Annotated in this window: 19 protein-coding genes and 1 tRNA gene; 1 reads left to right on the top strand and 19 read right to left on the bottom strand. The window is 65.3% G+C overall.

Going from position 1 to position 24364, the window contains the following annotated elements; translation table 11 throughout:
* The 6 genes from FNL14_RS11970 to FNL14_RS11995 all read right to left on the bottom strand — a co-directional run.
* The coding region (locus tag FNL14_RS11970) for a serine/threonine-protein kinase (RefSeq protein ID WP_142060317.1) at window positions 1-1380 on the bottom strand (1380 nt) is incomplete at its 3' end.
* Window positions 1377-2837, bottom strand: a complete 1461-nt coding sequence (locus FNL14_RS11975; RefSeq protein WP_091419347.1) for a penicillin-binding protein 2 — start codon at window positions 2835-2837, stop codon at window positions 1377-1379. The genes FNL14_RS11970 and FNL14_RS11975, both read right to left, overlap by 4 nt.
* The gene (locus FNL14_RS11980) at window positions 2834-4222 is read right to left on the bottom strand and encodes an FtsW/RodA/SpoVE family cell cycle protein (protein WP_091419346.1); all 1389 of its coding nucleotides are present in this window, start codon (window positions 4220-4222) and stop codon (window positions 2834-2836) included. Before FNL14_RS11980 ends, FNL14_RS11975 begins: the two co-directional genes overlap by 4 nt.
* Window positions 4219-5967, bottom strand: coding sequence for a PP2C family serine/threonine-protein phosphatase (locus FNL14_RS11985; RefSeq protein WP_142060460.1), 1749 nt, complete (start codon window positions 5965-5967; stop codon window positions 4219-4221). The genes FNL14_RS11980 and FNL14_RS11985 overlap by 4 nt, the downstream gene beginning before the upstream one ends.
* Window positions 5968-6026: 59 nt before the next feature.
* Complete coding sequence (locus tag FNL14_RS11990; RefSeq protein WP_091419344.1) at window positions 6027-6509, bottom strand: FHA domain-containing protein; 483 nt, start codon at window positions 6507-6509, stop codon at window positions 6027-6029.
* Complete coding sequence (locus tag FNL14_RS11995; RefSeq protein ID WP_142060319.1) at window positions 6506-7237, bottom strand: DUF3662 and FHA domain-containing protein; 732 nt, start codon at window positions 7235-7237, stop codon at window positions 6506-6508. The genes FNL14_RS11990 and FNL14_RS11995 overlap by 4 nt, the downstream gene beginning before the upstream one ends.
* A 375-nt stretch (window positions 7238-7612) precedes the next feature.
* Here FNL14_RS11995 and FNL14_RS12000 point away from each other — a divergent pair.
* A tRNA-Leu gene (locus tag FNL14_RS12000) sits at window positions 7613-7695 on the top strand.
* A 145-nt stretch (window positions 7696-7840) separates the two neighbouring features.
* On the opposite strand, the gene FNL14_RS12005 is transcribed toward FNL14_RS12000, so the two are convergent.
* The 13 genes from FNL14_RS12005 to FNL14_RS12065 form a co-directional block, all read right to left on the bottom strand.
* A complete protein-coding gene (locus tag FNL14_RS12005; protein WP_142060321.1) occupies window positions 7841-8539 on the bottom strand; it encodes a FadR/GntR family transcriptional regulator in 699 nt (232 codons plus the stop codon).
* A gap of 24 nt (window positions 8540-8563) precedes the next feature.
* Window positions 8564-9691, bottom strand: coding sequence for a mandelate racemase/muconate lactonizing enzyme family protein (locus FNL14_RS12010; protein ID WP_142060323.1), 1128 nt, complete (start codon window positions 9689-9691; stop codon window positions 8564-8566).
* A 555-nt stretch (window positions 9692-10246) separates the two neighbouring features.
* Window positions 10247-11749, bottom strand: a complete 1503-nt coding sequence (locus FNL14_RS12015; protein WP_220126166.1) for a DHA2 family efflux MFS transporter permease subunit — start codon at window positions 11747-11749, stop codon at window positions 10247-10249.
* Between the two features lie 27 nt (window positions 11750-11776).
* Window positions 11777-13000, bottom strand: coding sequence for an MFS transporter (locus FNL14_RS12020; RefSeq protein WP_142060325.1), 1224 nt, complete (start codon window positions 12998-13000; stop codon window positions 11777-11779).
* 91 nt (window positions 13001-13091) lie between these two features.
* The gene (locus FNL14_RS12025) at window positions 13092-13964 is read right to left on the bottom strand and encodes an NADPH-dependent F420 reductase (RefSeq protein ID WP_255470809.1); all 873 of its coding nucleotides are present in this window, start codon (window positions 13962-13964) and stop codon (window positions 13092-13094) included.
* Window positions 13965-13967: 3 nt separating this feature from the next.
* Window positions 13968-14453, bottom strand: a complete 486-nt coding sequence (locus FNL14_RS12030) for a flavin reductase family protein (protein ID WP_142060329.1) — start codon at window positions 14451-14453, stop codon at window positions 13968-13970.
* Between the two features lie 78 nt (window positions 14454-14531).
* Window positions 14532-15875 carry an NtaA/DmoA family FMN-dependent monooxygenase gene (locus FNL14_RS12035; RefSeq protein WP_220126168.1) on the bottom strand — a complete coding sequence of 448 codons (1344 nt, stop codon included), beginning with the start codon at window positions 15873-15875 and terminating at the stop codon, window positions 14532-14534.
* A 54-nt stretch (window positions 15876-15929) separates the two neighbouring features.
* Window positions 15930-16340: a MerR family transcriptional regulator gene (locus tag FNL14_RS12040; RefSeq protein ID WP_255470810.1), complete on the bottom strand. Its 411-nt coding sequence runs from the start codon at window positions 16338-16340 to the stop codon at window positions 15930-15932.
* A 474-nt stretch (window positions 16341-16814) separates the two neighbouring features.
* Window positions 16815-19694: an FAD-binding and (Fe-S)-binding domain-containing protein gene (locus tag FNL14_RS12045; protein ID WP_142060334.1), complete on the bottom strand. Its 2880-nt coding sequence runs from the start codon at window positions 19692-19694 to the stop codon at window positions 16815-16817.
* A gap of 166 nt (window positions 19695-19860) precedes the next feature.
* Window positions 19861-21342: an NAD-dependent succinate-semialdehyde dehydrogenase gene (locus tag FNL14_RS12050; protein WP_142060336.1), complete on the bottom strand. Its 1482-nt coding sequence runs from the start codon at window positions 21340-21342 to the stop codon at window positions 19861-19863.
* A 59-nt stretch (window positions 21343-21401) separates the two neighbouring features.
* A complete protein-coding gene (locus FNL14_RS12055; RefSeq protein ID WP_142060338.1) occupies window positions 21402-23087 on the bottom strand; it encodes a thiamine pyrophosphate-dependent enzyme in 1686 nt (561 codons plus the stop codon).
* Window positions 23084-23836 (bottom strand): substrate-binding domain-containing protein, encoded by a 753-nt coding sequence (locus FNL14_RS12060; RefSeq protein WP_142060340.1) that lies wholly within the window; start codon window positions 23834-23836, stop codon window positions 23084-23086. Before FNL14_RS12060 ends, FNL14_RS12055 begins: the two co-directional genes overlap by 4 nt.
* A 55-nt stretch (window positions 23837-23891) precedes the next feature.
* The gene (locus FNL14_RS12065; RefSeq protein WP_142060343.1) at window positions 23892-24173 is read right to left on the bottom strand and encodes a hypothetical protein; all 282 of its coding nucleotides are present in this window, start codon (window positions 24171-24173) and stop codon (window positions 23892-23894) included.
* Window positions 24174-24364 lie beyond the last annotated feature (191 nt).

Here is a 24364-nt window from a genome sequence, read left to right on the forward strand (position 1 = left end):
CTCCTGGGTGGGTGTGGGCGTCGGTGTGCTGCGGGTCTGTGTTGGGGTAGCCGACGGCGTGGTCCGGGTGGGGCTGGCCGAAGTGGCCGGCGCGCTGGTGGAGGTAGCGCCGGGTGAGGGATCGCCGGAGGGCGAAAAGAGTCCCAACTGGCTGACGAGGAACCCCACCAGGGCAAACAGGAGCAGCAGGATCAAGGCAACCAACGGCCACGTCCAGGGGCTGCGGCCCTTGCGCCGCGGCTCATCGGCGGGCTCGTCGTCGTACGTTGTCTCTTCCGGGATCCAATTCCGTTCGGCGGCCAGGGCATTGGCGCGGGCGAGTGTCCCCTGTGGTTCACCGTCTGCTGCGGACGCGCCGGCAGCGCCTGCCGCCATCCCGGCCGCGGCTCCTGCCGCGCCGGCACCCAGTACAGGGAGCGCCGAGGTGGCTGCCGGCGACGAGTCCCGCTGGGCGCCGATCACGCCGGTGGGGGCAGTCGCCGTGTCCACGGGGGCAGTAATGGGGCCAGTGTCCGCGTCGAAGAGGAGCATGCCCGGTACGGCGGCGCGGGCGGCGTTGATGTCGCCGTTCCGGATGGCCTCGGCAGCTTCGGCAAGTTTGATGGCGTTGGCCGGACGGTTCTTGGGGTCCTTGGCCAGCATGGACATCAGGAGGGCGCGCACCGGGGCGGGAAGCGACTCGGGAAGGGGCGGCGGAGCGTCGTTGACCTGGGCCAGGGCGATGGCGATCTGGGACTCACCGGAGAACGGCCGGTGCCCGGCAAGGCACTCGTAACCGATGACGCCCAGCGAGTAGATGTCAGAGGATCCCGTGGCTGTCTGTCCGGTGGCCTGTTCAGGTGCCAGGTACTGCGCCGTTCCCATCACCTGACCGGTCTGCGTGAGCGGGACCTGGTCGGCGAGGCGGGCGATGCCGAAGTCGGTTACCTTCACGCGGCCGTCAGGGGTGATCAGGAGGTTGCCGGGCTTCACGTCGCGGTGCACCAGGCCCTGGGCATGGGCAACGGAGAGCGCGCGGGCGGTCTGGGCGATCATGGACAGGGTGCGGTCGGGGGACAGCACCTGCTCGTGCTCGATGATGCTGCTCAGCGGCTGGCCCGGAACGAGTTCCATCACCAGATAGGCGGAGCCCTCTTCCTCGCCGTAGTCGAAGACGTTGGCGATGCCCACGTGGTTGAGCAGGGCAGTGTGGCGGGCCTCTGCGCGGAATCGCTGAAGGAAGCCGGGGTCCCCCGTGTACTCCTCTTTCAGGACTTTGATGGCGACGATGCGGCCCAGGACAAGGTCTTTGGCTTTCCAGACTTCCCCCATGCCGCCAATCGCGATCCGCGTAGTCAGCTGGAATCTGCCGCCGAGGGTGATTCCGGTTGTAGGCCTCACTTATTCAACACCGCCTCAAAAATCTTCTTCGCGTTCGGACTGGTTAGCTGTGCGCCGGTGGTGATGTCCACGCCCTCCATGACGATCGTGACTCCCACCTGCGGGTTGTTTGCGGGGGCAAACCCGGTGAACCAGGAGTTGTTGACGCCATTGCCCAACTCCGCGGTTCCGGTCTTGCCGGCCACCTGGACTCCGGGGACTGCAGCCCTGTTGGCGATGCCCTGGCTGACCGCACTGGTCATCCATTCGGTGATCTGGTTGGCGATCGCCGGAGTAGTGGAGGTCCGCAGCTGCTGCGGCTGCGGTTCGTCGATGACGCGCAGGTCCGGGGAGCGCAGGGCCTTGATCAGCGTGGGTTGCATCTGCACCCCGTCGTTGGCGATGGCGGCAGTCATCATGGCAATTTGCAGCGGTGTGGCGCGGACGTCACGCTGGCCGATGGCGGACTGCGCCAGGCCCGGAGCGTCCAGGTCGTCAGGGAAACCGTTGCCCTTGGCGTAACCCAGCTTCAGCTGGTCGCCCATGTCTTCGCCGAAGCCGAACTTTTTGGCCTGCTCGGCAATGGCGTTGCGCCCCAGGTCCAGCGCGATGCTGGCGAACGGGGTGTTGCAGGACTGCTGCAGGGCGAATGCGAAGTCCGCGGTGTTCCGGGTGTAGCAGTTGCCGCCGGCATAGTTGGGCAGCTTGTACTGGATGCCGTCGAAGGGCATTTCTGCAGGGTTGGGCAGCTCGCTGTCCTTGTTGTACTTGCCCGAGGCAAGGGCCGCGGCGGCGTCCACCAGCTTGAAGACCGAACCCGGGGCAAGCTGCTCGCCCGTGGGGCCGCTGACGTTGGCGTTCAGGTTGATGCCGGGGACCTTGACCAGTTCGTTGATGTTGGCCGACTCTTCCTCGGTGTTCTGGGTTGCCACGAGGTTCGGGTTGTAGGACGGCTTGGACACCATGGCCAGGATGGCCCCGGTCTTGGGGTTGGTCACCACGATCGAGCCGCGCTGGCCGTCCGGAATCAGGTCATAGGCAAGCTTCTGGATCCCGGGGTCGATAGTGAGTTCCACCGAGGCGCCCTTGGGTTGGTTTCCCAGGAACATCTGGCCCACCCGGTCCAGGAACAGCTGGTCCGAATTGCCGGCCAGCTGCTGGCCGAGGGCCTGTTCCAAGCCCGTGGCGCCGTAGTTCTGCGAGAAGTAGCCGGTGATGCCTGCATACAGCTCAGGCTGCGAGTAGGTGCGCTGGAACTTGCAGGTCTCCGAACCGCTCTCCACCGATTCCGCCACGGGAGTGCCGCCCACGATGATCGCGCCGCGGTCATTGCAGTAGTTCTGCAGGATGGCGCGCTGGTTCAGCGGGTTGGCTTTCAGATCGTCCGCGCCCACCACCTGGACGAAGCTGATGGCGCCGAAGAGCAGTGCAAACATGGCAACTGCCGCTACCCACGAATGCCGTATTGCCTGATTCACAGGTGCTTCACCGCCTCGGTAGGGGTATCAATGCCCAGGGAATCGGCTTCCTTTGCCGAGGGAGGCGGAGTGGTATCCACCGGTCCGCGGGCGGTATGGGAAATCAGCAGGAGCAGGCCCACAATGATCCAGTTGGCCAACAGCGATGACCCGCCGGCGGCCAGGAACGGGGTGGTGAGGCCGGTCAAGGGGATGAGCCGGGTGACGCCGCCGATCACCACAAAGCACTGCAGCGCGACGGCGAAGGACAGGCCGCAGGCCAGCAGCTTTCCGAACGCGTCCCGCGTCCCGAGGGCGGCCCGGAAACCCCGGGTGAACAGCAGCAGGTACATCAGGACGATGGCGAACAGTCCGATCAGTCCCAGCTCCTCGCCGAGGGAGGCGATGATCATGTCGCTGTTGGCAAAGGGCACCAGATCCGGGCGGCCCTGGCCCAGGCCTGTTCCCACCAGACCGCCGTTGGCCATGCCGAACAGTCCCTGGATCACCTGCCGGCTGCCGTTTTCGTAGACCTCGGGGGAAAAGGCATTGAGCCATCCGAACACACGCTGCTGGACGTGGGAAAACACCTGGGCCGCCACGAACCCGCCGCCAAGGATGAGGGCCAGGCCGATCACCACCCAGCTGATGCGGCTGGTTGCAACGTAGATCATCACGATGAAGAGGCCGAAGAACAGGACTGAGGAGCCCAGGTCGCGCTGGAAGATGAGCACGCCGATGCTGACCAGCCAGGCGGTGATCATGGGTCCCATGTCCTTGAAACGGGGGAACTGGAGCGGCCCGATCTTCCGGCCCGCGAGCAGGATCAGGTCCCGGTTGGACGATAGATACCCGGCAAAGAATATTGCGAGGGTGATCTTTGCGACTTCACCTGGCTGGAAAGTCATGGGACCGAGCCGGATCCACACACGCGCACCCAGGATCTCCCCGGCGCTGATGCCGGGGATCAGGGGCAGCAACAGGAGCAGGGCGCTGGCGGCAAGCGAGATGAACGTGAATTTGCGCAGGACACGGTGGTCCTTGAGGAACCAGATCACCGCGATGGCCACCGCCATGGCGATGAGGGTCCACCGGAGCTGGTTGTTGCCGGTGTCATCGCCAGGCGCGTCCAGGCGGTGGATCATGGCCAGGCCGATTCCGTTGAGGGCCACCACCACGGGAAGTATTACCGGATCAGCATATTTGGCGCGGAAGCGGAGGACGCCGTGGAATACCAGGGCGGCTACGGCGAGGAGGCTCGATTGGAACCAGAAGTCCGAATCGAAGGCCTTCTCCTGGTCCACGCCAACCAGCATGTTCGCGCCGATGCCTACGGTGAGGGCAAGCAGGAGCAAGGCGAGCTCCACGTTGCGTCGTGGCTTGGGCGCGGTACTGGGCTGGGTCATTTGCCCACCTCACAGGAGATCGTGGGACTGGGTGTGGGGGAGGGCGCTGCCGGTGTCGGCGGTGCCGCGGCGGCTGAGGCGCTGGGTGAAGGCGCGGGGGCTTCTGTCGACGGCGGCGGGCTGGCCGTTACGGGGGACGCGGCGGGCGATGCCGACGCGGACGGGCACCCCTCTTCAGGGGACGTGGTGCCGGTAAGTTCGAGGTTCTTGACGATGCGCTGGGCGTCGTAGAGGTCCTGGGCCGGGACGGTCTGGCGGACCCGTTGCTGCGAGAACGGGGGGAGCGAGTCCATCCGGATCTCGGTAACCGCCTCAAGGGTGGAGAGCTGGATGGGTCCGAGCCGCTGGGAGACGCCGTTGTAGATGGCCACCCGGGAATCGAACTCGCCAACGTAGTAGCGGGTCTGGGTCCACGCGTAGCCGAGCCAGAGTCCTGCCGTCAGGACCACCAGCACCAATGCGGCGACGGACCAGGTGACCCACCGGCGCGGTTTGAGCGGCACGAGGTTGTCTTCGGCATCGCCGGGCTGCGGTTCAGCCTTGTGCGTGAGGAGGGTGGCGGCACGCCGTGCCACGGTGCGGCCGGCGATGGTGGGAATGGATCCGCTCTCTGCGGCTGTTGCTGCCGCGCCCACCAGTTCGTGCGGGCGAGAGGAAAGTTCTTCGCGCAGTACTTCGGCGGTGAGGTGTTCGCCGAGGTGCGGGTCGGTGGAACCGGCGTCAGAGGGGTCCTGCTCAGATGAATCCGACCCGGACGAACCTGATTCGGGGTCTGCCTCCGAGTCTGCTTTGCCGGTGTCTTCGTCAGAGTTCGGGGTGCCAGAGTCCGCACCTGCGCCGGCATTCTGGGCGTCGGTGGCGGCAGGAGTTTTGGCTGCCGGGGCAGCTGGGCTTGGCGGGGCGGCAGCCTTGGCGGAGTCCTTTCCTTCCGGCGGCGTGGCGCTCAGGGGACGCGCATCCTTTGCCGCGGCAGGGCCTTTGGTGGCCCCGGGGGAAGGAATGACGTCGACGGCGGCGGTATTGACGTCGTCGGGCGTTTCCTCAACGATGTCCACCATCACCACGGTGACGTTGTCCGGGGAGCCTGCCTCAAGGGTGAGCTCCACCAGGATCTCCGCGCATTCGCCCAGGTCCCTGGTCTCGCGCACGGTGCGTTCCACGGCATGCCCGGCCACGTAGTTGAGCCCGTCGGAGCAGAGGAGCCAGCGTTCACCCGGCCTGACGTCGAGGCTGTCCAGGTCCAGTTCGGGGCTGGCGTCCACGTCACCTAGGACACGCATCAGGACGTTTTTGTGCGGATGGGTTTCGGCCTCTTCGGGGCGTAGCCGTCCTTCGTCGATGAGTCGCTGCACAAAGGTGTGGTCAACACTGACCTGCTCGAACTTGCCATCCCTCAGGCGGTAGGCGCGTGAATCGCCGATGTGGGCGAAGTGCAGCTTTCCTTCGGCGAGCAGCAGCGCGGTGACCGTGGTGCCCATGCCGGCGAGCTTGGGGTTGATGTGCACCAGTTCGGACAGCAGCGAGTTGGCGGTCTGGATCTCGTCCGCCAAAGTGGTGGCAGCGTCGCCGTCGTAATCGCCGTGGTCCAGGTGGATCATGTCCAGCACGGTGGCCGCGGAGGCAACGTCACCGCCCGCGTGGCCGCCCATGCCGTCCGCCACCACGGCCAAATGGCGTCCTGCATAGGCGGAGTCATCGTTTTTGGCGCGGATTTTTCCGACGTCGGAGCGCGCGGCAAAGCGCATGATGAGGGGCCGCTCCACCGGCTTGGGGTCGGTTGCGGGAGTTTGCGGTTCGGCCACGCCTATGGCCTCAATTCGATGACCGTCTTGCCGATTCTCACGGGAACACCAGGTTCAACGGGCAGGGCGCGGGTCAGTTGCTGATCGCCCAAGTAGGTGCCGTTGGTGGAGCCGAGGTCTTCAATGAACCAGCGGCTGCCCTGGGGAAAGAGCCTGGCGTGGCGGCCGGAGGCGTAGTCGTCCTCCAGGACCAGGGTGGCCTCCTGGGCGCGGCCCAGGAGAATAGGGCTTGCGGCGAGGGGAAGGGTTGATCCCTTGAGGGGGCCTTCAACCACTACCAGCTGCCTGGCATGCTGTTTCACTGGCTGCGGCGGAGCCTCGGCCAAATCCGGGTTCTTGCGGACCTGGCGGGCCGTGGGGGCCCCGGCGGCAGCTTTGCGGCCCACCATGAGGTCGCGGCGCATGGCAGAAACGATGCTGAAGATCAGCACCCACAACAGCAGCAGGAAGCCGAACCGCAGGGCGGTGATGGTCAGTTCGCTCATGCGGAGCCACCCGGGCTGGCGGGGAGCAGGCGGAAGATGATCTTTGTCCGTCCCATCGTGATGGTGGAGCCGTCGGTCAGTTCGGTGCTTCCGGAAACTTTGTGTCCGTTGACATAGCTGCCATTGGTGGAGCCCATGTCCACGGCGCTGGTGACGCCGTTGAGGGTCCGGATTTCGAGGTGGCGCCGTGAAACTCCGGTGTCCTCGATGTGGATGTCAGCTTCTGAAGAGCGTCCCAGCACGATCGACGGTGCGTTCAGTGAGTACCGCTGGCCGTCAATGTCCAGGACAGGCTGCAGGCGGACCGGCCGGCGGTTGGGAGCGGCCGGCACATTGGGACGGGCAGGCGCGGAACCGGACTTCTCTGTTGTGGAAACGATCTCGAAGTCGCCCGGCCGCAGTTCGGACTCGCGCCGGAAGGAAATCCGCACCGGGCCCTGCAGGATGTACCCCTGGCTGCGGACGTGGTTGATCACGACGTCGCACAGTTCCTCTGCCAGGGCCGTACCCCACTCCTGGGCGCGCTTGAAGTCATCGTCGCTGAGCTGGACGTCAAAAACGTTGGGCACCAGCGTGCGGCCGGCGGCAACGGTGAGGGATTTGTGGTCCACTTCGCGCCGGAGCCGGCTGGCGATCTCCACGGGTTCCACCTGGGCGCGCGAGCCGGTGGAGAAGACGCCCCGGACGGCTTTTTCGATGCCGCGTTCCACCTTGTCCAGCAGACCCATGGTTCTTCTCCTTTCCCCCCGGCTGCGGGGCAGTTTTCGTTCCGTAAGTTCACTTGCAGTGGTGTTGCCAGGCCTCCGGTGTGCCCGCAGGCAGCAGTCACTCCTACATCCGATACTACTGGGCAGGCCTGTGAATGACCCTAATTCACAACGGCCGGGCGCCGCCAAAAGTTCGGTCTGCTGTTGCTTTTGGTGCCGCGGCGGCCTTGGTTTCAGCTCTGCGGCGCGGCCTTTGTGGTCCCTACTTGCGGGCCTCCACGGCCGTTCCGGAGCCCAATTGGTATTTTCCCTGCAATGTCCGTTATGCTTGATCTCGCTGCTTTTACAGGGTTGCGGATCAGGGAAAACCGGCCGGAATTCAGTGAAGGAAGTTGCGCGCGAGTGGCGGAACGGCAGACGCGCTGGCTTCAGGTGCCAGTGTCCGAAAGGGCGTGGGGGTTCAAATCCCCCCTCGCGCACGCAAATGAAGAGCCCCGGTCTTAGGACCGGGGCTCTTCTGTTTAATCTCTGACTGTTGATCCTGGGCTTGTTCGCGAATCCTGGCCTTGAGGGTTCGGATTTGCGAACAAGCTTGGGTTTCGCCTTGCCGGGGCGCGCGAGAGGCTACGGGCGCGCAGAAGCCTTGAACCGTCGTCGTGAGTTGGCCAAATGGCTGCGCATGGCAGCGGCCGCGGCAGCCTCGTCGCCGTCGGCGATGGCGTCCGAGATGGAGCGGTGCTCCTGGACCACCTGGTCGAAGTGGTCGCGGGCGTAATGCTCGACGCCGGTCATCAAGCGGGTGCGCGGCATCGCGATCATCGTCTGGCCCAGTGCGGCCAGGCAGTCCGAGTAGTAGGGGTTTCCGGAGGCGGCCGCCACGGCGCGGTGGAACTCGAAGTCGGACTTCATGGCGTGGGCCGGGTGGCCGGCACTGGCTGTGAACTCCTCGAGTGCTGCAGTCACGGCGCGGAGTTGCCGTTCCGTGTGGTTGCGGGCGGCGAGTGCGGCCGCCTCGGTTTCCACGCCCATGCGGAACTCGAGCAGGTGGAGGCGGTCCTCCATGGTGGCCACCGGACGGGACCCGGGTGCTGCCTGGGGCCCGTCCGACGGCGGGGTGAGGGCGAAGCTGCCGCGCCCCCGTTCGGTTTCCACAAGTCCCTCGGCCTGGAGCCGGGTCAGCGCCGCGCGGACAACGGTCCGGCTGACGCCGAAGTCGCTGATGAGGGTGTTCTCGCTGGGAAGCTTCTCACCAGGCTGGATGATGCCGTCGACGATGCGGGTGCGAAGGTCAGCGGCGAGGTCCGCGGTGAGGTTCCGGCTCATGGCTTCAAGGTTACGGCTTCAGGGTTATGCGCCGAACTCCACGGACTCTGTGGTCCAGGCGCGTGCCTGGTCGCTGAGGGTGACGCCGAGGCCCGGGCGGTCCGGAACGATCATGCGGCCGTCCTTGGTTTCGAGGCGCTCGTTGAACAGCGGGTCCAGCCAGTCGAAGTGCTCCACCCAAGGCTCGCGCGGGTAGGCGGCGGCGAGGTGGAGGTGGATTTCCATGGCGAAGTGCGGTGCCAGGCCAAGCCCGCGTTCGTCGGCGAGGGCGGCGAGGCGGAGGAACTGGGTGATGCCGCCCACGCGGGGTGCGTCCGGCTGGATGATGTCGCAGCCGTTGGCGTTGATGAGGCCCTTGTGTTCGGCCACGGAAGCAAGCATTTCACCGGTGGCGATGGGGGTATCCAGGACGTTGGCGAGGTGTGCGTGGCCTTCGAAGTCGTAGGCGTCCAGGGGTTCTTCGATCCAGATGAGGTTGAATTCCTCAAGCTGGCGGCCCATGCGCAGGGCGGTGGCCCGGTCCCACTGCTGGTTGGCGTCCACCATGAGCGGGACGTCCCAGCCGATGTGTTCGCGGATGCCGGCGACCCGGCGCAGGTCTTCCTTGCTGTCCGGGAGGCCGACCTTGATCTTGATTCCGCCAATGCCTTCTTCGAGGGACTGGGTGGCGCGGGCCTTGACCTCTTCGAGGGTTGCGTTGAGGAAGCCGCCGGAGGTGTTGTAGGTCTGGACGGAGTCGCGGTAGGAGCCGAGGAATTTGGCCAGCGGCAGACCGGCCCGCTTGGCTTTGAGGTCGTAGAGGGCGATGTCGATGGCGGCGAGGGCCTGGGTGGCGACGCCGGAGCGGCCCACCGAGGCGCCGGCCCAGAGCAGCTTGGTGTAGATCTTGGCGATGTCGTTGGGGTCCTCGCCGATGATGCCCTCGGCCACTTCCCTGGCGTGGGCGTACTGGGCGGGCCCGCCTGCGCGCTTGGAGTAGCTGAAGCCGACGCCGGTGTGGCCCAGTTCGGTGGTGATCTCGGCGAAGAGGAAGACCACCTCAGTCATGGGCTTCTGCCGGCCGGTGAAGACTTTGGCATCGCTGATGGGGACAGCGAGGGGGAGGCGGGCGGTGGACAGTTTGACGTGCCGGATCAGATCGACGCTGCTCATGGGTTCTCCTAAAGGCGGGGCTGGGCTCCTTCGCCCACGCTCTTAGGATATAAGTTGCTTACTTGTATTACAAGTGGTTGTTTTGTTGGGGCGGCTCACCTTCACCTTTGGCTGGGTGGAGGGGCTGATGGACGGCTTCCCGGCTGATTCGCGTAGCCCGGAGTTGCATGGCCAGCGTGATGCCCACTGACGTTCCTTACTAGGGGCACGGTCAAAATCCGGGTGTGGGCGCGCTGGGCCCGGTAGAACCCATCTATATATCCGCCACTAAAGCCTCCCGCCGGAACGGTGTCAGGATGAGCTCTATGACCCCGTAAGTGCTCTGTCCAGAAACTCGCGAATGGGTCCTATTCTGACGTTGGCTCGCTGCTCACCTGACGTCAGGTTTGGGTGTAGCTCAATCGGGATTTGAGGTTCTTCCACCGGACTGCAGGGCGGCGTCATCTTGACGGCGCTCAGGATCCTATGGCCGGGCTTGGTGCCGGAGTCGGGGCATGCGCTTCGATCTCGGCGCAGCGAGACGCGACCGATAGCGGGCAGGTCATGTCCTGTTGCTCATTGAGAGTCTTCGTCCGTGTTGCGCGTGTGTCGCGGAAGGAATACCGCTGTGACGAGGGCGAGGACTGCCAGGACAGTGCCGACTGTGAAGGCAGCGCGCGCACCATTTGCGATGGAGGTGGCGCCGTCGGCGTTCGAGCTGAGGACCGCGATGAGTACTGCCAATCCGGCCGCGCCGCCGAGCTGCTGGATGGTGTTCAGTGCGGCGCTGCCATGCGGGGTGAGGGCGCTGGGGAGGGATCCCAGCGACATAGTGAAGAGAGCGACCCAGGCGAATGCTTGTCCGGCGCAGATGAACACGTAGGTGGCCAGGACCACCCACATCGAGGTGTTCTCGGTGAAGGTCGTCATGAACCACCAGCCGGCACAGACAACCACGGCTCCAGGGATGGAGAGCCCGCGGGCTCCGATGCGGTCGTAGTAGCGGCCGACGAGGAGGGACACAATGCCGATTGTCGCGCCACCGGGCACCATGAGCAGCCCGGTCTCCAATGAACCGAGTCCGAGGGATTCCTGCAGGATGAGAGGGAGCAGGGTGGCGAGACTGAAGGCGCCCATCACCAGGAACACGAAGACGATGACGGGTCGCGCGAACCCGGCATGCATGAAGATCCGCATGTCCAGAACGGCCGCGTCATGGCGCTGCAATCGGAGCTGACGGACCACGAATGCTGCGATACCCGCCACGCCCAGCGGGATGGCGATCCAGAACGCTGCTGAGAAGTGGCCGCCGCTGGATTCTCCGGCACTCGCGAGGCCGTACACCAGTGCGCCGAATCCGATTGCGGAGAGCACCAGCGACAGCTTGTCGAATCCGATGCGGCGCGGCGTCGTGAGGTTCGGCATTTTGATCGCCCCGATGAGGAGGCCGAGGAGCGACAGCGGCAAGATGATGATAAACAGCCACCGCCAGGTCAGCTGTGACATCACGAGGCCGGAAAAGGCGGGACCGAGGGCGGGTGCGATGGCAGACACCGCGGTGACTAACGCCATCATCTGGCCCCGACGAGACGGCGCAACAAGACCCATCGACGTCGTCATCAGCAGCGGGACCAGCACCGCTGTTCCGAGCGCCTGGACGATCCGGCCGGCGAGCAGCAGCGCGAAGCCGGGTGCGACAGCTGCGATCAGGGTGCCGAGGGTGAACAGTCCGACGCTGACGATGAAGATTGTCCGGAGCTGGAACCGCTGCATGATGTACCCGGTGGTCGGGATGATGACCGCCAGGGTGAGGGCGTAGCCGGTGGTGAGCCATTGCCCGGTGGTCGCCGTGATGTTCAGGTCGTCCATGATCTGCGGCAGCGCCACCCCGACGACCATCTCGGACAGGAACGCCACGAATGCCGAGAAGACCAGGACGGAGATCGTCAGGACCTCTCCGGGCGACAGTCGCTTGGTTGGTGCGGGGCTGGCCGCGATCGGGTCGGTGGTCGCTCCTTGAGGGTCGGTGATCATGCCAATGGGTCCTGTTGCAGGGGCGAGGTGCGTGTCGTTACTCATAAGGTGTTCGTTCCAGTGCTCGTGTCGTTATGCGAGTTTCGGGGGCTTGACTGCCCCCAGGATCACGGCGCCGAGTACGGAGGCGAGGCCGCCGATGATCAGCGCTGTCTCTACGCCGGCGCCGTCGACGAGGAGTCCGCCGAGGAACGCGCCGAGGGCGACTGCGACCTGGAACACTCCTGTTTGGAGTCCGCCGATGCTTTCGAGGCGGGCCGGTTCGGCTCGTGCGAGCCAGGTCGAGATGACGGTTGGCAAAGCGCCGAAACCTGCTCCCCAGAGCGCTGCTGCAATGAAGAGCAGCACGGTGCTGCTGCCCATGTAGACGAAGGCGATCATCGCGAGGCCGAGGACGAGCGGGAAGATCAGTGCCGCGATGCGCAGCGTCTTGTCGGCGAGAGGTCCGGCGATCAGGTTGCCGCCCACGATGCCGAGGCCGTACACCAGGAGCAGTGCGGCGAGCTGTTCGGGATTGAGTCCGCCGACATCGGTCGCTGCGGGACGGATGTAGGTGAAGCCGGCGAAGTGGCCGGCACCCATCAGGGCCATGGTGAACAGGCAGAGCAGCACCCTGCGGGAGCGCAGTGTCTGGATCAGGGGCCGGAATCCGCTCGAGGGGCCGGTCAGCATCGAGGGCAGGGAGATGAATTGGATGATCATGGCGATGATGCCGACGCCTGCGGCCAGAGCGAACACCGCACGCCAGCCCCATACTTCACCGAGCAGCGTGCCGAGCGGGACGGCGGCGACGGTGGCGAGGGTGACGCCGACGTTGACGATCGTCAGACCCAGGCCGAGCTTTGATACCGGGACCAGGCGTGCTGTGATGGAGATCGCCAGCGCCCAGAACCCGCCGATCGCGATGCCGAGCAGGACCCGGGCGGCCAGAAGGACCGGGTAGGTCGGTGCGATCGCGACCAGCACATCGGAGATGACTGCCAGCGCCGAGAGGATGATCATCAGGTGCCGGCGGTCCATGCGCGAGAGCACGACAGGGATGGTGATGCCGGCAACGGCTGCGACGATGGCGGTGATGGCGACGGACTGACCGGCCACACCCTCGGTTACTCCCAGATCCGCGGCAACCCTTGAGAGAAGGCTTGCTGGCAGGAATTCGGCCATGACGAGGGCGAAAACGCCCACGCTCAGCGAGGCCACTCCCGCCCATGATGTTTTTTGCGTCGGGCCCGCACTGTCGGACCGTGATCCGTGACCGCCGGTGTCATGTGTTGCTGTTGCTTCGTGAGAAGTCATTCGGTATTCATCCTGGCTTGCGTATGAGTACGCACCGGTAGGTGCGCGCAGGTGCTTTTGGTGGTGAGGTGAAAGTTGTGGGGCCGCAGCGTCAGCTGTAGCAGGCACGGTTGATGGCGACGAGGAACTTGCCGTCCGGGCTGCCGCCGGCGGCGATGTACCCGCCAATGGCGTCCATAGCCAGATCCCGGCGCTGCGGGACGCGCTCCTTGTCGGCGGCTGCCAGGAAGGCCGGCATCTCCTCGCGTGTCCGATCCGTGCAGTAGACGGGGGCGCCGGGCTGCTGGCGCCAGGACTGGGCGAGGACTCCGGCGTCGACAGCGTCGAAGCCGGTCTGCTCGACCAGGGACATGGCGAGGTTCCGGTGATCATCGTGATCGGATGCAACCGGAATGGCGACCCGGCCTGCCGTGCCGGCCTCGGTGGCCTTGGCGTCGAAGGACTGGGACGTGATGGCGTTCCATGCCTTGGTCACGGGGCGGCCGAACAGCTCGGACAACCAGATGCTCTCGGGCTGCCCCTCAACGAAGGAGGGGACTATGCCGTCGCGGGCTGGGTAGTAGTTGGACGTGTCGATCACGACCGCGGCCTCGGGCGCGCACCGCACGTGGGCGGCGATGTCCTCATTGCGGTTCATCGGAACCGAGACGATAAGGACATCGACGTCGACAGCCGCTTCGGACGCCTTCACGGCACGCGCGCCAGTGCTCAAGGCCGCGGCGGCAATCGTCTCGGGACCGCGGGAGTTCGCGATTACTACGTCGTGTCCGTGGCGGCTGAGCCGCCGGGCGATGGTCGAGCCGATCGAACCCGCCCCGATGATTCCGATCTTCATGTGTCTCCCTAGTGCGATGTCTGTCCTCTCATCATCAACCTTGCCATTAGTGTGAAGGTCAAATCGGGGGGGGTCATATACCGGACGAGGACGAAGGTGGGGCGACCCGCCGATCAACGACCTGCACACGCATCAGGCAGGGTCAAGCTCGCGGAGGGTCCGGTATTGGCCTTGGAAGTACACCAGGGGATCAGGATGCTCTTCAGGGGATGTTCCTAGTTCGATGATGCGTCCGAGCACAATGACGTGGTCGCCGGCGTCGTGTTCGGTCCAGATCGTACAGTCGAGCCAGGCCAGGCTTCTATCGAGGATTGGGTTGCCCTGTGCTGTTGCATTCCACTGGGTGTTGGCCCATTTGTCGGCGCCTCGTCGGGTGAACTGGTTCGATACTGCCTCCTGGTCGCGGGAGAGGACGTTGACGGTGAAGGTTCCGGTGCGGCGGATCCTCGGGTAGGTGGTGGAGGTTTTCATGACGCTGAAGGACACGAGCGGCGGGTCGACGGAGACACTGTAGAACGATTGGCAGGTGAACCCGATCGGCCCCGGATCACCACGCCCCGTGATTACCGTGATGCCTGAGGCGTCACGCCGACGAGCCTCTTCCGCAGTACTGATCAACGCTGGGGCTCAGATTGTGGTTCTGATTAGGGCTCTGGCTCTGACTCTGACTCTGGCTGGGGTTGCCGGTGGTTGTCGTCATTCGGTGGGGTTCGCGAGTCGGGTGTCCAGGCCGTACTGGGCTGGGGCGCCGAGGTGGTCGCGGAGGGTGGTGCCTTCGTAGTCGTCATGGAAAAGACCGCGCTCCTGGAGCAGGGGGACGACTTCGTCGACGAAGGTGTCGATTCCGTCCTCGTAGACATCGATGGATACCCAGAAGCCGTCGCAGGCGCCTGCTTCGAACCATTCCTGCATGTGGTCCGCGGTGACGGATGCCAGTCCAACAGGGGTGGGGTGGTAGTCGATGACCCCATGGGCGAGGATGTCGCGGAGCGTCCATCCTTCGCGGGCGACGTCCAGCGCCCGCGGGGAGCGCGGATCGAAGGGGCTGGGCCGGGCCATCGCCAGCTGGGCGGGGCTGAGCGGCTCGTCAATCTGGCTCGCATCGAGCGTCAGTCCGAGCATGGAGCCGAGATAGGGCACGAGGGCCGGGGCGGCCTGGTCCGCGAGAGCAACGCGGCGGTCCAGGGCCGCGCGTTTGGTGGCGGCGATGGCCGGCATGACTCCAGCGATGAACTTCACCTCGTCAGGGTTGCGTCCAGCCTTGCGCGCCGCATCGCGGATGGCTTCACGTTGGGCGCGTGCGTCCTCAATGGTGAACACGGCGCCAATGACGGCGCTGGCGTACCGGCCAGCAATCTCGAGGCCGTTCGCGCCTCCGCCGGCCGAGAAGACCACGGGTTGGCCTTGCTCCGAGGGCGGGATGGGCAGCGGTCCCCGGGATGCGACATATTCTCCCTGCAGGTTGATGGCCTCGATCTTCTTTGGATCGATGAACCGAGCGTTCGTTGTGTCCTTGATCCAGGCATCCTGCTGCCAGCTGCCCCAGAGCGCCTGGGTGATCTGGATGGTCTCGTGTGCCCGCTGGTAGCGTTGCGGCCGGGGCGCTATCTCCTGCCCGAAGTTGGCGGCGGACGCGGGGTCGCTGGTCGTCACGGCGTTCCATCCGGCTCGACCGTGACTCATCACGTCCAGGGCCTTGAACTGGCGAGCGAGGTTGTAGGGCTCGTTGAACGTCGTGGAGCCGGTCGCTACGAGACCGATGCGCTCGGTCGCCCGGGCTATGGCTGCCAGGGTCAGCATGGGTTCCAGGGTGAGCATGGGCGCTTCCTGCACACCATCTGCTTTATAGGCCAGGAAGTCGGGCAGGAACAGGAACGCGAACTTCCCGCGTTCGGCGGCCTGCGCGTACCGCACCTGCGCATCGAAGTCGGTGTAATTGGCCGGATCCACACCGGCGGCGCGCCAGGCCGACCCGTGGGCGCCGTATCCGTTACCGAGCTGCATGCCGAGGATCATTTTTGAAGAGGAGGAGGAAGTCACCTACCCATCGTGCAACCTTCTCACTAGTGACAAGGTCAAATCACGGGCGTGCTGCTACGCCGGCTGGCGTTCGGTGACTCTGCTGCTCTTGCTGCCGGCGGCGGCCTCCAGGGCGTGGATGTAGCTGGTGATGGCGTCCCGGTTCTGGGAAAGGACGTCGATCTTGTGGGTCATCCGATCCCGCTCTTGCATCAGGATCTCCAGAAGCTCCGGGTCGGCATCATCGACGACGACTGTCTGAGGCTGGTTCAGGCACGGCAGGATGTTACCAATGATCCTGGTCGGGATACCCGAGTCGATGAGTCCGCGGATTTTTGCCACACGATCCACAAGGTATTCGTCATACTCCCGGTAACCGTTGTCCAAGCGCCGCGGTGTCACCAACCCTTGCTCCTCGTAGTACCGAAGCATTCGAGCCGGTACTCCGGATCTCTGTTCCAGTTCGCCTATACGCAAGATGCACATCCCTCTCGGTCCTAACGCAGGTCGGATCAACCTTCACGCTAGTGGAAGGGTGGCAGCGTGGGCTACTCCATGGCTGGAAATTGGGAGCCGCTGGGGAAGCTCCCCGGCAGCAGTAGCGGTGGATAACTTATGAGATAGTGACCGGCTGTCAGCTTTGGTAGGCCCCAACCGTACATCCTTACCAGTAACACGTCCACCTGATTTGCGGCCAGGGGACCGGGTCGAGGCCCGGGTCGACGGCCAGCTCCTGCACTGCGGTGCGGTCACCGAAACCGCTCCGCATCCTGGGATGTTCTGGATGATGGGACACGGTAACGACCAGCAGGAAATTGCTGATTTTTGGCGGGTTCGAGATCGTCTGTGTCAGCCGGGCTGCGAAAGAACTGACTGGAGCACGGCCCAGGCCTAGAAAGGCACAACGACGGCCCACGCCTCGGAGTGCGCCCACTGCAGCGCGCTCCGAGGCAGACCCATTTAGGGGCTGGTGGGGGTTTCGTCAGGGCTGGGATCATGTGCGGTGGCGCTCCGCAATGCTGCGGCCAGAACCTGGACGATGTGCAGACTGTCCAACGCGGCAAGGTCTTTGACCTGGGTGCGGCAGGAAAAGCCGTCGGCGAGGATCGTCCGGTCGGGGGCGGCGTTGGCCTTTGCCAGGATTCCTTGACCGGCAATCGTTTCAGAGATTTCGTAGTGGCCTTTTTCCATGCCGAAGTTCCCGGCCAGTCCACAGCAGCCGGGGGAGACTTCCAGGTCGTAACCGGCCGAGGTGAGGAGCTGTTCGTCTTTGGTGAATCCCATGACGGAGTGGTGGTGGCAGTGTGGCTGCACCAGCAGCTTGCCTGTCGCTTGTGGCGGGCGCCAGTTGATGTCGGAGAGAAGCTCGGCGATGGTCTTGACCGAGCCGGCCAGCTCGGCTGCCCGGGGATCGTCGGGGAGGAGCTGCTGCAAATCTGAGCGGAGTGTTGCGGTGCAGCTGGGCTCGAGGCCGACGACGGTACGGCCCTGACGTACATGGGGGATGAGCCGATCGAGGGTTGCCCGCAAGGTGTCCTTGGCGCGCTGCAGTTGGCCGGTGGAGATCAGGGTCAGCCCGCAGCAGGCTCCCGGGCCCGCGACCTGGATGTCGCAGCCTGCGGCGGTGAGCACTTCGAGGGCGTCCCGGGGAATCCCGGGTGCCAGGGCGTCGGAAAAGGAGTCCACCCAGAGCAGGACTTTGGGGCCGCCGGGAGTGCCGTGCTGTGGGTTCTTACCTTCGGGTGTTTTTCGGAAGGGACGGGCTGGAAGCTGGGGCAGGCTGCGGCGGGAATCGGCGCCGATGAGGGCCATAATCATCCTGCTGAGGACGGGGAAGCGTCCTGTGAGGTTGATGAGCGGGGCCATGGGGGCAGAGAGGCGAAGCCACTGCGGCAGCCGGCCGAGGGTGTAGTGGGTGAGGGGGCGGAGCCGGCCTTTGTAGGTTTGGTGCAGCGCCTCGGATTTGAAGGATGCCATGTCGATGCCGGTGGGGCATTCGTTGCCGCACGCTTTGCAGCTGAGGCATAGATCCAGGGCTTCGTGGACTTCGGGCGCGGACCATTCCAGGGTCACGACGCCGCCGTTGAGCATTTCCTGCAGGACGCGTGCCCGGCCGCGGGTGGAGTCCTTTTCGTCTTTGGTGGCCAGGTAGGACGGGCACATGAAGCCCCCGTCGACGCCAAGGTCTGCCCGGCATTTGCCGACGCCGACGCACCGGTGGGCTGCTTTGGTGATGTCCCCGCCGTCGTGGGTGAACGCGAACCCGTCACTGGCTGTGAGCGGGTTGGCCCGGGGCCGGCGCAGGTCAGCGTCCAGCGGTGCGGGGCGGACAACGATTCCGGGGTTGAAGGCATCCTGGGGGTCCATCAGGGCTTTGAAGCGCTCCATGGCGCGCAGGGCTTCTGGGGAATACATGGTGGCCATCAGTTCTGATCTGGCGCGGCCGTCCCCGTGCTCGCCCGAGAGTGAGCCGCCATGGCTCACGGCCAGGGCGGCGGCGTCTTCCAGGAATTGGCGCATGACCGTGGCGCTCTCTTCCAAGGGGAAATCGATCCGGAGGTGCACGCAGCCGTCGCCGAAGTGCCCATAGGCCAGCCCGGAGAGATTGTGGGAACTCATGAGCTCTTCGAGGCCGTGGAGGTAGTCCCCGAGCCGGTCGGGCGGCACGGCTGAGTCTTCCCAGCCCGGCCAGGCCTGCTCGCCGGTAGCTGTTCGGCCGGCAAGGCCGGCCCCGTCGGCCCTGATCTGCCACAGTCGGCGGGCTTCTGGCCCGGGCGGAAGGATGACGGCCTCCAACGCGTCAGCGTCGTTGACCAGCCGGTGCGCCGCTGCCAGTGCATCGTGAACGTTGTCCCCGCCTACTTCGGCCATCAGCCAGCCCCCGCCGGCGGGGAGGGACGGCACACTGCCGGTGCCGTGGGCCCGGCGGACGACGTCGACGAGTTGTTTATCAAGGCCCTCAAGTGCCAGTGGCCGGTGGGGGAGGATGGCCGGGACGGCGTCGGCCGCGGCTGGCATGTCTGCGTAGCCGAGGATGGCGAGGACTGGAGAGGCGGACTGGGGGACCAGGGCGACTTCGGCTTCGAGGAGTATCCCGCAGCTGCCTTCGGTCCCGGTGAGGGCGGCGGCCAGGTTGGAGCCGTTTTCGGGGAGCAGGTGCTCCAGGGAGTAGCCGGAGATTTGGCGTCCGAAGCGGCCGAAATCTGTGCGGAGCACCGCCATGTTCTCTGAGACGAAGTTCCGGAGCCCGGGAACTGCGTCAAGCGCCTCTGGTCCCGCTCCGGCCGTGATGATCCTGCCTGTGCCGGTGAGCCAGGTCATGGATGTGATGTTGTCGGCTGTGCGGCCGTAGGAGAGCCCGTGGGGGCCGCAGGCGTTGTTGCCGATCATGCCCCCGATGGTGCAGCGCGTTGCCGTCGACGGGTCCGGACCGAACCGCAGCCCGTAGGGGGCAGCTGCCTTTTGCAGGTCCGAGAGGATGACACCGGGTTCGACGACGGCGCTCCGGTTGGCAGGGTCGATGGAAATGATCCGGTTCATGAAACGGGAAAAGTCGATGACCATGCCGGGGCCAACGGCGTTTCCGGCGCACGAGGTGCCTCCGCCGCGTGCGGTGATGGGAATCCCGTGCTTCTGCGCGACGGTAACCGCGGTGATCGCGTCTTCCCGGTGCCGGGGCATGATGACGACTTCCGGGACTACCCGGTAGTTCGATGCGTCGCTGGAGTACAGGGCGCGGGCCAGGCTGGAGGTGTCAACGATGCCTTCCAGGCAGGAACGCAACTCCTCAATCGCGGCGTCCAGCCCTGTGACCGGTTCTGCGGGGGCGGCCGGCGTCATGTAGTACTCCTTGATGGTCCTGCCCTGATCCAGTGGGCGTCAAACGGGGCGGCCGGCGTGGACGCCGCAGGTTCTGCCTGTACCGACCTGCTTAGTCTGCCCGGCACCGGGGGTCTGCCATAGCTTTGCTTGCAGCAGACCCCCCGCGCGGACAGGTGCGGCGGTCCTAGCCGGCGTAGGGGTTTGCGATGCCGATGTATTGGGTGGTGGTGTATTCGGCGATGCCTTCGGAACCGCCCTCGCGGCCCAGGCCGGATTGCTTGACGCCGCCGAAGGGTGCTGCGGCGTTGGAGATGACGCCGGCGTTGAACCCGACCATGCCGAACTCGATCTGCTCCGCCACGCGCAGGAGCCGGTTGAAGTCCCGGCTGTAAACGTAGGAGGCGAGGCCGTACTCGGAGGCGTTCGCGAGCCTTATCGCGTCGTCCTCCGTGGTGAACGTGGTAACCGGAGCGACGGGTCCGAAGATTTCCTGGCCCAGGATCGCGGCGTCGTTGGGGACGCCGCCCAGGACGGTGGGTTGGTAGAAGTACCCGGGACCGTCCACAGGGGCGCCGCCGGTGACGGCGGTGGCTCCGGCGTCAACCGCAGCGGCCACCAGGGCGTGCACGTCGTCCCTTGCGCCGGCGTCGATCAGCGGGCCTACCTGGGTGGCGGGGTTTGTGCCGCGGCCGGTGTTCAAGGCACCCATTGCGGCAGCGAACTTTTCCGTGAACTCGGTGGCGACGGATTCCTGGACCAGGAACCGGTTGGCAGCGGTGCAGGCTTCGCCCATGTTCCGCATTTTGGCGGCCATGGCCCCCTCCACGGCGGCATCGAGGTCGGCGTCCTCGAACACAATGAACGGAGCGTTCCCGCCCAGTTCCATCGAGGTCCGCAGCACGTTCTGCGCAGCGTCGGCCATCAGCCGCTTGCCCACCGGGGTGGAACCGGTAAAGGAGACTTTCCGCAGTCGCGAGTCCTTCAGCAGCGGCCCGGAGATCCCGGAGGCGGACGAGGATGCGACGACGTTGAGGACCCCGGCGGGCAGGCCGGCGTCGAGCATGGTCTGCGCGAAGTACTGGGCGGTGAGCGGGGTGAGTTTGGCGGGTTTGAGGACCATGGTGCAACCTGCGGCGACGGCGGGTGCGACTTTGCGGGTGGCCATGGCCAGCGGGAAGTTCCATGGCGTGATCAGTAGGCAGGGTCCGACGGGTTTGTGCTGGACCAGGATCTTGTTTTTGCCCTCGGGGCTGGTGAGGTAGCGGCCGTAATCCCGGACCGTTTCTTCGGAGAACCAGCGCAGGAACTCGGCCCCGTAAGTGACTTCACCGCGGGCCTCGGCCAGCGGCTTGCCCATTTCCAGGGTCATCAGCAGGGCGAAGTCCTCGGCCCGTTCGGTGACCAGGTCAAAGGCGCGGCGCAGGATCTCGGCCCGCACCCTGGGCGCGGTACGCGCCCAGGACGCCTGCGCGGCGTCGGCCGCGTCCAGTGCAGCAACAGCGTCCGCGCTGGTGGCGGAGGCGAGGGTGGCAAGCACTTCCCCGGTGGCGGGGTCGTGCACATCGAACGTGCCGCCGTCGGACGCGTCCCGCCACTGCCCGCCAATCAACAGGCCAGTGGGAACCAGGTCCAGTAATTCCATTTCCTTCAATGCGGGGACAGTCATCTTCTACTACTTCCGTTCATAAGACTTCGGGCTTTGGTCGGCAGTGCTTATGTCTGCGCCTAGTAGGCCTTGACGCGTTGCTCGACGACGAGGTGGATGAGTGCGAACACGTGGTCTTCGTCGATGGCCTTGAGCGCTGCTTGGACGGCGGCGGGGACATCGGCGTCCTGTTCGACTTTGATGCCGAAGCCGCCGAAGGCCTGGGCCATGAGCGCGAACTCCGGGTTCTTCAGCTGGGTGCCGGAGACCCGGTCCGGGTAGTGGCGTTCCTGGTGGGTGCGGATGGTGCCGTATTCCTGGTTGTCCATCACGATCACCAGGGGAGTGGCGCCGTACTGGGCTGCGGTGGCCAGTTCCTGGCCGTTCATGAGGAACTCGCCGTCCCCTGCAATGGTGACGATGCGCCGTCCGGGGTATTCCAGGGACGCTGCGATGGCGGAGGGGACGGAGTAGCCCATGGAGCCGTTGCGGGCGCTGATCATGGACGCGTAGCGCTGGGTGGGGAAGTAGCGGTGCGCCCAGTTGGTGTGTTCCCCGGCTCCAAGGGTGATCATGGCATCCGAGGGGAGGGTGGGCACGAGGTTCGCCATCAGGGTGTCCATCCGGGCAGGGCCGGTCGTCGGCGCCGCCGGTGGGAGGGCTGCGAAGGTTTCCTGTTCGCCGCGCATCCTTGCCGTCCAGGCTTTCCATTCGTCCTTGACCGGGAGCTCGATCTTGGCAAGGTCGCGGATGAACACGTCGGGTTTGGCGACGATCTGGTAGGAGACCGGTCCTGAGCGGCCGCGGAGGGACGGGTCGATGGTGACGAGGAAGTTTTTCTTGGACCAGTCCTGGCGGCACAGGAACCCGTCGGTGATGACATCGCCCGGGACGGTGCCGACGAAGATCAGCAGGTCAGTTTCTTCGAGCAGGTCATAGGTTGGGCGGGGACGCCCGTAACCGATGGGACCGACGTAGGAGGGGGAGTCGAAGGGCACGGTGCCCTGGGTCCGCCATTCGGCAGCAGCAGGGATGTGGTGCTTTTCCAGCCATGCGGTGAATTGGTCAGCGCCTTCCTGGGTCCAGTCGTTGCCGCCGGTGACGAAGAGCGGCTTACTGGAGTTGGCCAGGGCGGTGGCCAGGGCGTCGGAATCCACCGTGGTCATGCCGCCGCTGGCGACGGGGATGGGCGGGTGAAGTTCGGCGGGGATCTGTTGCCTGATGACGTCCTCGGGCAGGCCGACGACGACGGGGCCGGGCCGGCCGTTCATGGCTGCGAACAGGGCTTCGGCGACGATTTCTGAGGCCCGCTCGGCGTGGTCCAGGACCATGACGCGCTTGGCGCCGGTGTCGAACCAGGCCTTGATGTCGAACTCCTGAAAAGCTTCACGGTCCCGATGGGCGAAGGGAATCAAGCCCACGAACAGCACCATGGGGGTCGAATCCTGCCACGCGGTGTGCAAACCGACATGGGCGTTCGCCGCACCCGGGCCACGCGTGACCATCGCGACGCCGGGCATTTGGTTCATCTTGCCGTCAGCCTCGGCCATATACGTCGCCCCGCCCTCGTGGCGGCACACAATCGTTTCAATAGACGAGCCGTGAAGCCCGTCCAGGACGTCCAGGAAACTTTCGCCCGGAACCACGTGGGCGCGCTTGATGCCGTGGGCGACGAGCGTGTCAATGATGACGTGCCCGGCTGATTTTGTCGCGGCCGCCGGGACGTCCGCTGAGGTTTCGGACTGGTCGGCAATGGTCTGTGTCATTTGCTGTGAACCTTTGATTCTCGGTCGTGATGATAGGTCGGTGTGGTGTCCGCGGCTTCCATGCCGGTGAGATTGTAGGCTTCTCGGGCCTGCTTGCTGGTGAGAAATTCGATGAAGGCCTGCGGCTCACGGCGGGCTGCTGCGGCTTCGCCAAGGACGGCGGAGAACTCGGTAATTTGCTGGACCTCGTCGGGAAGGGGGCCGATGATTTTCGCTCCGGCGACGCAGCGGTGCTCGCTCATCAGCTGAACTGCGATGTCAGCCCTTCCGTCGATGACCGCGGCGGCGGTGAATCCGGTATCGATGACGGTGGCCCTGGCATTTACCTGCCCGGCTATGCCCAGCCGTTCGAGCAGCCCGGCGAAGTACAGGCCGCTTGCACCGGCGCGTGAGTAGGCAACTGACCGGGCTGCGGTCAGTGTCGTGATAAGACTCTCGACCGTGGTGATGTCCACATCGACATCCCCGGCCGTGGCGATTCCCACCCGGACCCTTGCGACGGGAGTGCAGGTGGACAGGTCAACGATCCCTGCCTGCCCCAGGGCCGGCAGCTGGTGCGTGACACCGATGACGACGTCGGGCCGGGCGCCTGCGGCGATACGGTCCAGGAGGGCGTTGGTGGGTTCGTATACTGCTTCAACGGCGATGCCCGTTGTCTGGGTGAAAGCGTCGCAGAGGCCTTCAGCCAAGGCCTTCTTCACCGCAATGGTGCTGAAAAGAGAGACGGGCTGCGGGGCTGGTGTCACCATGTGGGGGTCCATTCGGGTCATTTTTGGCTGCAAAAGAGGGCATTGGGCGCCCGGATCAGCTGCTGCGGTGATGCGAGCTCCAGAGTTCCGGGTCGTCGCTGCGGTAATAGATTTTTCTCGGCTGGCCGCCATCGGGCAGCACCCACAGGAGGCTTCCGTCGGACGTGAGCGCATCCACCTGGCCGGTCACCGTCGGGTGGTCGCCGGAGCGGATGATATTGCTGTCGCCTGTTTTGAGGACGCTCCAGTCCGGTGTCCTGCGGTAGCCGGGCGGGAGGACCTCAGCGCCGGGGGAGGGCGCCGAGGTAGTCCTTTTGGGTTCATGGGCGTAGCGCATGGCCTGTCCTTTCTAGTGGGGAAGCTGCGCCGGGGCCCGGGTCACCATCCGTAGCGTTTGAGGGTGGGGCGAAGCCCGAGGAGTCCCACGGTGGATACGCCTCCAGCGATCTGCCGCCGGTAATCCTCGGCATAAAAGATTCCAAGGATGCTGGGGCGTGTGAAGTGGCCCCCGCGGGGGGGCGGCGGCCC

This window comes from Pseudarthrobacter sp. B4EP4b (assembly GCF_006680095.1).
GTDB lineage: Bacteria > Actinomycetota > Actinomycetes > Actinomycetales > Micrococcaceae > Arthrobacter.